Source organism: Thalassolituus hydrocarboniclasticus (assembly GCF_025345565.1).
Classification (GTDB): Bacteria; Pseudomonadota; Gammaproteobacteria; order Pseudomonadales; family Oceanobacteraceae; genus Venatoribacter; species Venatoribacter hydrocarboniclasticus.
In genome coordinates, this window is the sequence record NZ_CP054475.1 from 1,350,088 (window position 1) to 1,362,778 (window position 12,691).

Here is a 12,691-nt window from a genome sequence, read left to right on the forward strand (position 1 = left end):
CCAGAGCGTCAGACTCGCGATTATTGCCTGACAGGTAAAGGGTAAAGTACGCCAGACATAAAAAAGCCCGCAATGTCACAGATCATGGCGGGCTTTTAAATCGGTCAGGGCTTACTCAGCGTTGTCTGCCAGACCAGCAGGCTGTACTTCAAAGCGCTGCAGCTGTTCGCGTTGCAGACCATCGAGTGCTGGCCAGTCCTGTACCGCGCCGCCCTGGGTCAGCAGCAGCCAGGGCTTGCCGCGTTCCAGAATGGCATTCTGGTAGAGTGCACGGATTTCGTCCTGGCTCAGGGTTTTCACCTCGGCGGCGATGGCTTCGTTGGTGTCGAAGCTGTAGCGCTGCACTTCAATATCACGCCAGAAGCGGGCGACTTTTTCCGCCATATTTTTCGGTTTTTCCAGCAACAGAGTGCTCAGGCCCTGACGGTAGGAGTTAAATTCTTCCTCCGACATGCTGCCCAGCTGCTGTTCGAAATTGCTGAAAAAGCTCAGGCTGCTGTCGAGAATCGCCTGTGGTGAAGCCTCAGGTGACTGCACGATAAAGGCCAGACCCGGAATGGTCTGCTGCGGGAATGGCGTGGCGAACACGATATAACCCAGCTGCTGTTCGGTGCGCATGGTCTGGTAGTAAGGCGCACTGAGAATCTGACCCAGCAGGGCGTAGCGCGCACGGTTGCGGTCGCTGCCTTCCTGGCCCTGCACATAGAGCACGATGGCGGTATCCTGATGATCCAGTGTCAGGTTTTTCTGATACTGGCCTTCCGGAATCTGCAGCAATTGTGGCAGAGCGACCTGTGCGGCTTTGGCCGGATACTGAGCGTCGACAATGGCGGCCAGTTCCTGTGCCTGAGTTTTGCTCAGCTGGCCATGCACATACATCTGCACGGCCAGTTCGTTGCTGAAGGTGGCGCCATATTGCATAACGTCTTCACGGCTGACTGCGGCCAGTGCCTGCAGCAGATCGGCCTGATCGAAGCTTGGTTCGTACAGCCAGTTTTTCAGCACTGCCAGTTCACGTTCAAACGGTTTGTTCTTCAGCTGATTTTCCAGAGTACGCTGCAGTGAAGCTTTGTAGCGGCCGAAGTCTTCTTCACTCAGGTTGATGCTGTTCATTTCGCTGAGAACGCGCTTCAGCAGTTCCGGCAGCTTGTGCTGATAACCACCCAGCGCCAGTTCCAGACCACGGCCTGAAGCATTGAGGCTGTAATTCAGCCCCGCCAGATAGGCCGGATAGCTGTAGGTGTTCAGCGCTTCGTTAACGGTGCGGCTGTAGAGCTGCGCCAGTACCCGCTGACGCGCGGAATTCTGCACGCTGGCCTGTTGCAGCTGCACCATCACCCGCGCTTTTGGCATGGCAAATTCATGCTCAGGGTAATACCACAGGATGCGGCCGGGCTCGTCGATCAGTTTTTCCGGAGTGGCCTGAGTGGTATCAGCGTGCAGGGTGAAGTCGGTCGGAATAAACGGGTTCGGCGCCGGCAGGGTCAGACTGGCCAGACCTTCAGTGGTCACCGCATCGGCGCGGTAATCGCCTGGACGGATACGGATCGCGGTGCCGTACCACGGGTCGATGGTTTCGGTGGCAATCTGCGGAGCGATCAGGGTGCGCAGCATGTTGCTGGCGGATAACGCATCCAGATAAGGCTGCAGCTGTTGCTGGCTGATTGGCTGCCAGCGGTAATCACCGTAGATAATGTCTTCTGCAGGATACACCAGCATGTTGCTGCTCAGACGTACCACGTAATCACTGATGCGGCTCTGTTCCTGGAAGCGGAATGACAGGTCGCTCAGTTGCTGCTGCTCGGTAAGCAGGTATTGCGGCAGCGGCTGTTGCTTCAGCAGGTCGATGTAATGCATCAGCGCCTGGGTAATGTTTTCGGTATACAGCAGGCCCAGTTTGGTCAGCTGAATCTGTACCACCAGTGTGGTTTCGTCCTGAGTGCTTAGTGAGCGACCGGCGCTCAGACCTTCGGCCCAGCCTTTCTCTTTCAGGAACGCCAGCAGGCTGCCTTCACCTTCGTGGCCGATCAGGTTTGACAGAATCTGTACCGGTTTATAGGCATACAGCGACCGGGTTTCCGGCATCGGGAAGGTGAACTGCAGGCGGCGGATTTCTTTTACCGGCTCAATGTTCATATCCAGTGGCAACTGGCTCGGAACAAACAGCGGTGGGTTAGCAACATGAGCTACGGTCTGACGCTTTGGCACCGCCGAAAAATGACTTTTTGCCCAGGCTTCCAGCTGATCCAGCTCGTACTTACCGGCTAGCACCAGAGTCATGCGATCGGCAGAGTAGTGGCTGTTGTAGAAGGCCAGTAACTCGTCGCGGATTTTGCTGTCGGCACGGTCGGACAGGGTATCGAGATTACCGGTGGCAAAGGATGCGTATGGGTGATCCGGATTCATCGCCTGCTTTTCAGCCGAATAAATACGGCGGAAATCGTCTTTCAGCTTGGAGCTGTATTCGGCATGAACGGCGTTTTTCTCACGCTCAACGTAGGCTTCATCGAAGGTTGGCGAGATAAAAAACGGCGCGAAACGATCCAGCGCACCGCTTAAGGCTTTGTTATCGATGTCGAAAAAATACGTGGTCTGGCTATGGGCGGTAAAAGCGTTATGGCTGCCGCCGTGACGGCTGATATAAGCCTGATATTCGCCGGCTTCCGGGTAAGGCTCGGTGCCGAGGAACAGCATGTGCTCAAGGAAGTGAGCAAGGCCTTCACGGCCTTTGGGGTCATCGCCACTGCCGGCGTCGACGCTGACGGCGGCAGCGGCTTTGTCGGCATTGGGGGTATTGACCAGCAGCACTTTCATACCGTTATCCAGAGTCAGATAGCGGTAGTTAAAAGTGTCAGCCGGGCTGACGATCAGTTCGGGTCCGGCGGAAAACTTAATCATAGAAAATACGATTGCGCCCAGTACGATGAATAAAAACGTCCAATAACGTGGCGATAACATGCCTGCTCCCTAGTGTGCAGTTCCGTTGTAATTAATGATGGCCTGCGCATCCGCCAGGGTATGGCGTTGCGGATCCAGCTGTTGAATCTGGTTGAGACGGTGCTTGCTGTCTTCGAGTTCCGCAACCAACAGGGCAAACTGACTTTCGAAGGCGTTATCGATAACAGAATACAGCTCTTTGACCGGGTCTTCGGCGCTGGCACCGGCTGGGGTACGCAGGGCTTTCAGGCAGGCGAGGGCAATCTGATGGTAGGCTTGATCTTTATTCACAACGGGCTCCTTTTAACAGGAGCCTATCATAACCCAAGGAGCCTCTGAATAACCTGCCAGCGGCCGGCGATTGCAGAAAAGTTCTGCCTGATTCAGCCCAGTTCGGCGCTGGGTGAGAACCATTGCAGCTGGTCGGCACTCAGTTCACGTGACAATACCGAGCCGGATAACCAGTCGACATTGCTCTGATGAGCCGAAGCCAGAGCTTCCGTGTTGTCCATTCCCGGAGCGTAAATGGTCAGCTCATGATCGTGAATACGCTGCAGCAGACGGCGGCTCTGTGGCAGAGACTTGCTGTTGCGCATATGAATCAGGAATTCCGGCGCCAGACTGACGCCCTGAATCGGCAAGGACAGAATCTGGCGGGAGTTGAGGAAACTGCGGCCGAAGTTGGCAATAAACAGCCGGCATTGCTGCGAACGCAGTTCGTCACGCCAGTTAAGGTCGGTTTCTTCCTGGCTGAGGATACAGTCTTCACCGAGAATAATGCTGCACTCGAGTGGTAAGTGCTGACGGGCTTCTCCCAGGGCTCTGATGAACCCGCGAACGCTGGCCGCCGGCTGGTTTACGGCGGGCATAATAATGTGCAGTTCGCGCTCAAAATACTGCTGCCAGACGCTGCCTATGGCATTGAACCAGGCTGACCAGCCGGACTCATCATAAGTATTGGCTTGCGGTGCCTGCAGTGCGCTCAGCGTACCCTGCTGATCAAAGACCGGCAGCGCCCGGTACTGGCTGCTGGCGTGCTGGTGGCCACTGACCGGTGCGGCAGCAGTGCTGTGTGGCTGTTCTTTCTGGCTGGTCGCGGGCAGGCCCAGACGATGACGCAGCCAGTCATCCCAGTGAGTAATGTTCGCGGGCTTCTGCTCGATACTGATCTGCGGCTGCAGCAGGAGAGGTTGTCCCTGAAAACTGACGCTTTCATTAAAATCCTGCTGAATATTCTGGCTCAGCCGTTCAATCTGTTCTGCCGATACCGAGGCCGGCAGCAGAATGAGAAAGGTGTGTGGCTGTGGTGAATATATTTCGTAAAGATCGTCTGTTGCAGCCTGCAGGCGCTCGTAACAGATGGATGACAGATCTTTATGGCTTACTTCTTCTGGCAGTGCGACCACCATCAGTTGCGGTTCGCTGCGCGCATCGCCAGCGGCTTTCTGCAAGCGTTGCAGATGGTGCTCGCCGGAGTAACGCTGTAATTCGTCTTTAAGGTCACGCTGCGGAGACTGATCGGAAGCCACAAAATTACAGGAGCACAGCCGATACTGACTGCCTAAAGGCGTAATCGCCATCCAGGCCGGCAGATTCAGCTGCTGTGGTCCGGTCAGATTAAAATAGCCAAGCCAGGTCTGCTGTTGCTCGACCTGACGGGTGACATCGGTTTCCAGAGTAACGGGCATGGACGACAGGGCGTGGGCGAAGAGGTTAACACCGAGCAGGTCGCTTTCTTCACATTGCAGGGCTTCGCACAGTAAGGGGCTGGCCATACGGACAATCCAGTTCGCGTCCGTCAGCAGCATGGCCTGTTCGGTATGTATCGCCCGGCTGACCTGTTGCAGGTTTTTCAGCAGGTCGTGTTGTTTCAGGCCTTCTTTGATATCCATGCTCAGCAGCAGGTTATCCCAGGGTTTGGCGACAAAGCGGTGAACATCGCCCTGCTGCCAGGCACTGCGCAGAGCGCTGTAATCGACCTGCCCGGACAATAGCAGGCGATAAGTAGCCGGAGACAGATCCCTTGCCTTCTGGCACAGAGTCAGGCCATCCATTCCCGGCATTTTGTAATCGGTGATCATAAGTTCGATATCATGGCGCTGCAGGATGGCCAGCGCTTCGTCGCCACTGCTGGCTTCATGGATATGAAATGGTTCTGCCCGCAACATGCGGCGGATAGCCTGAATAATGCCGGCCTCGTCATCGACGACTAGAACGTTCCTTTGCATCCTTTTCCTCCTGGCAGTTTACGTGGCTCTGATTACAGTCCTGAGTCAGGACTACTGTAGCATTCTGGCTTTGCATTATGTATGGCTGCACGCGGGGCGACGCGTAGGAATGTCGCAATTTGTTCATTTCTCCTTGCATTGGCGAAAGGCTATCTATACTGAAACCAGTGTAGTTGCCGACTTGAGATAATGCTGTGAGGGAAAAACAGGCCTTAACAACCGGAGAAGTAGCGAAATATTGCGGCGTGAACTTCCGCACTGTTATTCGCTGGATTGAACGCGGTCACCTGGATGCTTACAAGCTGCCGGGGCGCGGAGATAACCGTATTCCGGTGAGCAGTTTTATTACGTTTCTGCAGGACAATAACATGCCGGTGCCCGGTGATTTATCGCTGGGCGTAAGAACACTGGTGTTATTGGCAGATGCAGAAGATTTTTCCGCCGATGTAGCCTCATTTGTGCGGCGGGCGGGGTGGGAGCCGCTGGTAACCACCGACCCGATACAATTTGGCTTTCTGATTGCGGAGCATCAGCCGGGGGCTATTGCGGTGAACTCTGTTGCGGCTCAGGATTCGGTTGCGCGCCTGATGCGTGACAGTGAGTCGCGTGAAACCCTGTATCTGCTCATCAGTCGCAATGAACCGGATAAGCCTGTAAGGGATGGCTGGCTCAGTTACCAGTGGCCCAGGGATCAGCAGGCTCTGTTAGCATTTTTGACGGGGGATGCTGCCGCATAGTCAGGCCGGGTCGTAAGGGATCACGGCCTGAGATGAGAGGGAGCTATGACTTTTTCTGCGTTGCTCGGACTGACGCTGCTACTGGTTTTACTGGCTCTCTGGCTGGCCAGTTATTGCTGGCGGCTGCAGCGGGATTTAAAAGAAAATCTTGCCGCGGCACAGCGCTTCCGCATTCTCTGGCAACACCTGCCTGACGTTATCACCGAAATTGACCGTGAAGGCCGTATTCTGGATGTGAATCATCTGTTTGATGGCTTTACTCTGGAAGATGTTGCCGGCAAATCATCGGTCGATTTCCTGCCGCAGGATCAGGCTTTACAGTTTACCCAGTGCCTTAAAACGGCGGTCAGAAAACATACCTCCCAATCGTTTGAAATAACCCTGCGTGATCAGCAGGGTCATATCAACTATCTCAGGAATCAGCTGATTCCACTGAGTTCGTACCGTGAGATACAAAGCCTGCTGGTGATCAGTACCGATATTACCGAGCAGAAGCTGGCGCGGGATATTCTGACTGCAGAAAAAGAACAGGCGGAAGAAGCGAATGTGGCCAAAAGCCGCTTTCTGGCCAGCATGAGTCATGAGATCCGTACGCCGATGACCGGGCTGCTGGGCATGGTTTCTTTACTTGAACAAACCCCGCTGAATGCGGAGCAAATGAGTTTTCTGCGTATTATTCAGTCATCGTCAGAACACTTACTGACCATTGTTAACGATATTCTCGATATTTCCAAAATCGATGCTGACAAGCTCACCATCGAAGAAGAAAGCTTCAATATCCGCGACATGATCGACAGTCTGATTGCCATGATGAGCGCCAGAGCGCGGGAAAAAAATCTGAGTCTGCAGTTTTTTGTGGAAGATTCGGTGCCGCAGTATGTCATTGGTGACGCCATCAGAATCCGCCAGATCCTGATGAATTACCTCACTAATGCGCTGAAGTTTACCGAACAGGGGCACGTGCTGCTGCGGCTGGTTGTGGTCCGGCGTCAGTTCAGTCAGGTGCTGCTGCGTTTTTCGGTAGAAGATTCCGGTATTGGCATCGCTGCAGACCGTGCCCTGCAGTTGTTTGATGAGTACAGCGTGGCCCATGGCCGATTATCCACTCTGGCTGGCGGAACCGGGCTTGGGCTGAGTATATGTCGGCGTCTGGCAACGCTGATGCATGGCAAGGTCGGGGTTATCAGCTCGCCCGGGCTGGGTTCAAACTTCTGGCTGGATCTGAATCTCACCGTTGCCGCCTGCGATCTGCCGCTCAGCCACTCTCAGTCCGTCATGGCACGCGATGCCAGCATCTGGGTCTGTGATGAGGTGCAGATTAACCGTGCCTTACTGCTATCCGTTGTGCGCCGGTTGGGTATCAGTGTCAGAGAGTTTTCCGTTGCGGAAGATCTGCTTGAGGCTCTGCAGGAGTCCCGTCCGGATATTCTGGTTCTGCCTTATCGTCTCTTTGACGACTACCGGGGGGCGCTGGCGGACGCTCTGGCCGGAGGGGCGACCCGTCTGGCCGCCACTGCGACAGATAATGTCTCCCCCGCGGAAGCGGATCTGCTGGCACAGGGAATTCAGGCTTTCTGGGACTGGCCAATCAGTCAGGAGCATCTGCAGCAATTATTACTGCGGCTATTAAATGAAGAGCACGGGCAACGACTGATTACCCGCTATGGGCGTCAGTTCCAGGAGCGACCGTCAGGCAAAGAATTGCTGCAGGGCGTTCGTGTGTTGCTTGCGGAAGATAACCGGGTTAATCAGAAAGTGGCGACACAGATGCTGGTACGTCTCGGCTGTGAGGTAACCCTTGCTGCCAACGGACAGGAGGCGGTTACGCAGTTTCGTCAAAAAGAGTTTGATCTGGTGCTGATGGATTGCCATATGCCGGTGATGGATGGTCTGGAGGCGACCAGGCAGATTCGCAGCCTGACTGAACGCCGGCAGATTCCTGTTATTGCATTATCGGCGGATGTTATGGCTGAACAGAAAACGGCCTGTAAACAGGCCGGTATGAACGGTTATTTATCAAAACCTATCCGTCTTGAAGAACTGCGCCTGGCGCTGTGCGGATTTCTGTTTCCGGATCAGAGCGCGCTGCCGTAAGGAATGTAGCGGTTATCGGTCAGACTTTTCAGCTGACGGATTGCGCCTTTTTCCGGCAGCTGGCCGTTCTTTTTCAGACTGCGGAATATCCAGATAGCAGGATTTTTTGCGCCGCACTGCCAGCCGCTGAATTTCATTTCTGCCAGAGTAAAAAACGTTGCCAGCTGAAACAGTTCTTCTGCGCTGAACGTTGCCAGAAGCGGCAGCCACTGTTCTTCACCAAGCTGTGTCGCGGAACGCAGTGTTTTAAGCCGCTCTTCACCTAATTGCTGTGCAGCCTGTTCGCTATTGTCGGCCATCAGGCCGGTGACGGCCAGGCATTGCTGTAGCATCGGAGCGTTAATACTGGCCGCTCCTCCGCCCGGTGGCACCCATTCATCAATCATTTGCTTTAACCTTGGTCGTTATCTTGCGCAGGGAGCGATAGGATATACTAATCCGCCCGGATTCTTAAGGAGCCTCTGCATGGTGCAGGCTTCGGTCAGCTGGTGGATGATTTACGTTTTTTGCCCATAACAGTGAGACAGCATGCAGGACCAATATTCCGATATCCGCCCTTATCACGATGATGAAGTCAGAGACGTTATTCAGCGACTCAGCCGCGCCCGAACCTTACAGCATGCACTGGTTAAATACCGCTTTCCTGCACTGCCTTCCTGGCTGAGACAGACAGTATTACCTCTGGCAGGCTGGTATTTGCGTCGCCGTACAGCACAGATTGAAACGGTCGAAGCATTCCAGCGCTGGCTGGCACCATGGATCGAACGGCTTCTGCAAGCTTCAACGGATGATATTGTGGTGCGCGGGCTGGAACATTTATCCGCCGATAAAAGCTATCTGTGGATTTCCAATCACAAAGACATTGCTATGGATCCGACCCTGATTAATTACAGCCTGCACCATGCCGGCTGGCCAACCAGCCGGATTGCGATTGGCGATAATCTGCTCGGGCATCCGGATGTGGCTGACATCATGCGCCTTAACAAAAGTTTTGTGGTTAAACGCAGTATTGCCAATAAACGTGAAAAACTGCGCGAACTGCAGAAATTATCGGCTTATATCCGCAGCTCACTGGAAAGTGGTCATTCTGTCTGGATCGCCCAGCGCGAAGGACGGGCCAAAGACGGAATTGACCGTACCGATACCGCGGTGCTGAAAATGCTGGCGCTGAATGGCCGTGAGCGGGGGGAAGATTTTACCGCGACGATGACTGCGATGTGCCCGGTACCGGTGTCGATTCAGTACGAGTGGGATCCCTGCGATGTGCAGAAAGCACAGGAGCTGCTTACCCGTGCAGAAACCGGCCGTTATGAAAAAAGCGATGATGAAGATACCCGCAGTATCTTGCTGGGCCTGACCGGTGCGAAAGGGCGTATCTATGTTGATTTTGGCCGGCCGCTGAGTGCAGCCGAACTGACATCGGCTGACAGCATGGCACAGGCCGTTGACCTGCAATTGCAACAAATGTATGAGATTCTGCCGGTGCAGCGGGCTGCATTGTCATTATTGCAGCAGGAGTTTTCTCAGGCCGTGGGAGCGGATGCCGGAGAGTTCGACTCTGCCAGTCATGCAAAGCTACTGCAACGCATGGAAGGACTGGAGCCGCCGGTACGTCAGCGTCTTCTGCAAACCTATGCAGCACCGTTATTACAGCAACTGGCCGCGACAGATCGCGCCCAATCAGGAAGTTTGGAATGAGAACATTATGGATCCCGGTTCTGGTCTGTCTGACCCTGACCGGCTGCCCGGAACTTGGGCGGGAATGGACGGATAAGGAAGAAACCCTGCTGGTGGATTACTACAAAGTGCAGTGCGATAAGGATGACAGTAACCTGTGTTTCCGTGTTCGTGACAAGAGCACTGAAAGCTGGAAAACCGCTAATCTTCCGTTTACGGGCTTCAGCACTTTCGCCTGGGGCAATCGCTACAGCGTTACGGTGAACACCAGCTTTAACAGCAATGGTAAAGACAGCGCTTACGAGTTCCGCTCCGTGGACAGTACAACCGCAGTCAGTTCTGCCGATCAGGCCTTTGCCCTGACTCTGTATACCCGGGCGGGAGTTCTGACGCCGCTGGATGACGCTAACTGGTCTCTGGGAGGGGACGTGGCATTTGCCTGTGGTGCTTTCTGTGGCGAGATTAAAAATGCTGTCGACGCACAGTTTGTGCTGAAGCTGGAATTCACCGCCAGTGCCGGATCTGTGACGCTGAACTCTCTGTTGTGCAGTGCCAGTGAAAATGATTTTAACAGTGAGTGTTCCGGAGAAAGCACCAGCAAATGGACAGTCGCACATTTTCAGTCGGAATGCGGATTGGCGGATGCGGCGATGTGCCTGCTTTATCGGGTGAACAGCTCAGATGACTGGTCGCTGTTACAGCTGAGTGGCGATATCAGCGATTTTACTCCGGTCTGGGGTAAGCAATACGACCTGACCGTGGTGAAAACCCTGTCTTCTGGCGGCAGTATCAGTAAAGCGGTGCTGAAAGAAAACGACAGCAACCCGGACGATAAAGCCAACAGCACCTATCCGTTTAAATTTATTGTGCGCGGCAGTGCGCTGGCTACAGATAATTCGGGTGTTATTGCCGGTTATGACAATGCTCCGGCTATGAACTGCAGCACTAATTCGCTGTGCACCAATCTGAATAACTACATCAGCGATGATCAGTGGTTACTGCTGAAAGGTTATATTGACGGTGAGCAGGTTATGCTGCAGGAAGTCATTTGCCACGATGACGTGCTGGCCGACTTTAATACCTGTGTTAAAGATGAAGATGATGTTACCTGGTCATTCTGATACAGATAAATCATGCCGATAGCAGCAATAAAAAAAGGCCGTAAAGGCCTTTTTTTATTGCTGAAAAATCGCCATTAATCCTGGCGGTTAATCAGTTCGCTGATGCGCTGGTTAGCACGTGGGGCAACAGATACATGCGGGAATTCCTGCACAATTTTGCGGAAATACGCCAGAGCTTTCTGGTTGTTGCCCATCTGATTGTATGGACTCATATAAATCAGACCGAGCTGATATAACGATTTGGCACGCATTTCGGCAGAAGATGCTTTGTTATCGTACAGAATCAGGTAAACCGCTTCGGCATCTTCAACACGTGCTTCGGTGATTGCACGCTCACTCATTGGCGTCAGCTCTGCGTCGAATGGGGTACGATCTGTTTTTAACAGTTTGCTGCGATCAACCTGTTTCAGCAACTGTGTGGCGGAGAGCTGCACAGGCTCATTCTGGCGCGCTTCGATAATCTCAATACGTTTGAGGACTTTTTCTTTCAGGCGTGAATCAGGAAACTCAACCCGGTGCTGCTTGAGGTAGGCCAGAGCTTTTTTATCGTCACGCTGATCGTTGTAGCGGTTCATGTACAGCAGTGCGACCTGATAAATGGCCAGCGACTTCATGTTGCTGCTGTAATCCGGATCGCTGTAGCCTTTCATGTACGTCGCGGCTGCCTGCTCGGTTTTTCCGCGGCTGATTGCCTGTACGGAAAAGGTCAGCAGGTCCGGCTCTTCCTGCAGGGCTGCTGCCGCACGGACTTTGATGTTTTCATCGTAACGGGCAATCTGATGCCCGCCTGCTTCTGCGATAAGCAGAGGTGTTGCTGCTGCACAGCCGGTCAGAATGGCAACCATTGCCGCTGTCAGTATGGCTTTGATCATTATCGTATCCCTGATCACATTTTTAGAGTCTGGTGAGAGCGGCTAGTGTAATCAGCGCCCAGAGGAATGGAAAGGTATAGTCAGGCCATATACTGGTTATTTATGACAGGTGGGCTATGAGCCTGCTGAACAGGCTCATAGGGAAGATAATTACAGGAAAAATGCCGCCGCAATGCCGGCTAATGCACCAACAGCTGCACCAGCGGAAGCTGCCTGAACAGCCGTTTTCTGCAGTGCTTTCTGTAGTTCACTGCGCGTTGCCGCCAGAGTGGCTTCCAGCTCTTTTTGTCTGGTATTCATAATGGCGATCAGATCATCGGCATTTTTCTTAATTAATTTGTCCGCAACGGAAACCGCAAGACGCTGATTCATCATCCGGGTTTTCTGGAATAACGCCTGTTCTGTCAGGGTTTTATTAACCTCCAGCTGCCAGCGTTCCTGTTGCTGATGCATGCGTGCCTGAATGACATCCAGCTGATGCGTCTGGTGGGTCTGTAACTGCTGGGTGGTGGCATCCAGACCGGCACTGATCTCCGCTTTGGCTTCGGCAATGGCATTGCGCAGATGCTTCTGCACCAGAGCCTCAACTTCAGACTGTGTAATTTCCGGAGGCTGGCTTTTTTGTTCGTCATTGGCGGCCGGTTCATCCAGCGCCTGAATAACGGCCATTACGGCTTCATGACTGGCGGGTTTCGCCAGCACGGCATGTGCGCCGTGAGACAACGCCATTTCCTGATACTCCCGTCCTTCTTTGGAGGTGTACATAATGGTCGGAATGGTAGCGGTACGGGGATTGGATTTAATGAGTTGTGTGGCTGCCAGACCATCCATTCCCGGCATCATATGATCCATGAAAATGACATCAGGCTGGCTGCTTTCGAGAAAAGTCAGGGCTGCCTCAGCACTGTCAACGGCCTCAGCCTGTACATTAATTTTGCTCAGCAGACGCTGCAGCATCATACGGGCGGATTTGGAGTCATCGACTACAAGAGCATTTTTTATGGTCATGATTTGGCTCGTTCTGG

General features: G+C 53.6%; 10 protein-coding genes. 4 read left to right on the forward strand and 6 right to left on the reverse strand.

The genetic code is table 11. From position 1 onward, the window contains the following. Window positions 1–111: 111 nt before the first annotated feature. From HUF19_RS05985 to HUF19_RS05995, 3 genes are all read right to left on the reverse strand, one after another. Entirely contained in the window at window positions 112–2,958 is a 2,847-nt protein-coding gene (locus HUF19_RS05985) for an insulinase family protein (RefSeq protein WP_260998929.1), read from the reverse strand. 9 nt (window positions 2,959–2,967) lie between these two features. After that, window positions 2,968–3,228, reverse strand: coding sequence for a hypothetical protein (locus HUF19_RS05990; RefSeq protein ID WP_260998930.1), 261 nt, complete (start codon window positions 3,226–3,228; stop codon window positions 2,968–2,970). A gap of 92 nt (window positions 3,229–3,320) precedes the next feature. Then, window positions 3,321–5,165 carry an EAL domain-containing response regulator gene (locus HUF19_RS05995; protein WP_260998931.1) on the reverse strand — a complete coding sequence of 615 codons (1,845 nt, stop codon included), beginning with the start codon at window positions 5,163–5,165 and terminating at the stop codon, window positions 3,321–3,323. 194 nt (window positions 5,166–5,359) lie between these two features. Here HUF19_RS05995 and HUF19_RS06000 point away from each other — a divergent pair, with 194 nt between their 5' ends. Next, window positions 5,360–5,902, forward strand: coding sequence for a helix-turn-helix domain-containing protein (locus tag HUF19_RS06000; protein ID WP_260998932.1), 543 nt, complete (start codon window positions 5,360–5,362; stop codon window positions 5,900–5,902). A 45-nt stretch (window positions 5,903–5,947) separates the two neighbouring features. Then, window positions 5,948–7,996, forward strand: a complete 2,049-nt coding sequence (locus HUF19_RS06005) for a response regulator (RefSeq protein ID WP_260998933.1) — start codon at window positions 5,948–5,950, stop codon at window positions 7,994–7,996. On the opposite strand, the gene HUF19_RS06010 is transcribed toward HUF19_RS06005, so the two are convergent. Beyond that, on the reverse strand, window positions 7,978–8,382 hold the full coding sequence (locus HUF19_RS06010; RefSeq protein ID WP_260998934.1) for a hypothetical protein: 405 nt from the start codon (window positions 8,380–8,382) through the stop codon (window positions 7,978–7,980). The two genes, HUF19_RS06005 and HUF19_RS06010, sit on opposite strands and share 19 nt — an antisense overlap. Before the next feature lie 142 nt (window positions 8,383–8,524). Here HUF19_RS06010 and HUF19_RS06015 point away from each other — a divergent pair, with 142 nt between their 5' ends. Together HUF19_RS06015 and HUF19_RS06020 are read left to right on the forward strand one after the other, a co-directional pair. After that, on the forward strand, window positions 8,525–9,694 hold the full coding sequence (locus tag HUF19_RS06015) for a 1-acyl-sn-glycerol-3-phosphate acyltransferase (protein ID WP_260998935.1): 1,170 nt from the start codon (window positions 8,525–8,527) through the stop codon (window positions 9,692–9,694). Beyond that, window positions 9,691–10,794 (forward strand): DUF4377 domain-containing protein, encoded by a 1,104-nt coding sequence (locus HUF19_RS06020; protein WP_260998936.1) that lies wholly within the window; start codon window positions 9,691–9,693, stop codon window positions 10,792–10,794. The genes HUF19_RS06015 and HUF19_RS06020 overlap by 4 nt, the downstream gene beginning before the upstream one ends. A gap of 74 nt (window positions 10,795–10,868) precedes the next feature. On the opposite strand, the gene HUF19_RS06025 is transcribed toward HUF19_RS06020, so the two are convergent. Both HUF19_RS06025 and HUF19_RS06030 read right to left on the reverse strand, forming a co-directional pair. Continuing rightward, the gene (locus HUF19_RS06025) at window positions 10,869–11,666 is read right to left on the reverse strand and encodes a tetratricopeptide repeat protein (protein ID WP_260998937.1); all 798 of its coding nucleotides are present in this window, start codon (window positions 11,664–11,666) and stop codon (window positions 10,869–10,871) included. A gap of 150 nt (window positions 11,667–11,816) precedes the next feature. Continuing rightward, window positions 11,817–12,674 (reverse strand): response regulator, encoded by an 858-nt coding sequence (locus HUF19_RS06030; RefSeq protein ID WP_260998938.1) that lies wholly within the window; start codon window positions 12,672–12,674, stop codon window positions 11,817–11,819. Window positions 12,675–12,691: the final 17 nt, after the last annotated feature.

Excerpts from the sequence above, each read along its gene's own strand:
- HUF19_RS05985 (WP_260998929.1), bottom strand. The coding sequence starts at position 2,958 with ATGTTATCGCCACGTTATTGGACGTTTTTATTCATCGTACTGGGCGCA.
- HUF19_RS05995 (WP_260998931.1), bottom strand. The coding sequence starts at position 5,165 with ATGCAAAGGAACGTTCTAGTCGTCGATGACGAGGCCGGCATTATTCAG.
- HUF19_RS06005 (WP_260998933.1), top strand. The coding sequence starts at position 5,948 with ATGACTTTTTCTGCGTTGCTCGGACTGACGCTGCTACTGGTTTTACTG.
- HUF19_RS06010 (WP_260998934.1), bottom strand. The coding sequence starts at position 8,382 with ATGATTGATGAATGGGTGCCACCGGGCGGAGGAGCGGCCAGTATTAAC.
- HUF19_RS06015 (WP_260998935.1), top strand. The coding sequence starts at position 8,525 with ATGCAGGACCAATATTCCGATATCCGCCCTTATCACGATGATGAAGTC.
- HUF19_RS06020 (WP_260998936.1), top strand. The coding sequence starts at position 9,691 with ATGAGAACATTATGGATCCCGGTTCTGGTCTGTCTGACCCTGACCGGC.
- HUF19_RS06025 (WP_260998937.1), bottom strand. The coding sequence starts at position 11,666 with ATGATCAAAGCCATACTGACAGCGGCAATGGTTGCCATTCTGACCGGC.
- HUF19_RS06030 (WP_260998938.1), bottom strand. The coding sequence starts at position 12,674 with ATGACCATAAAAAATGCTCTTGTAGTCGATGACTCCAAATCCGCCCGT.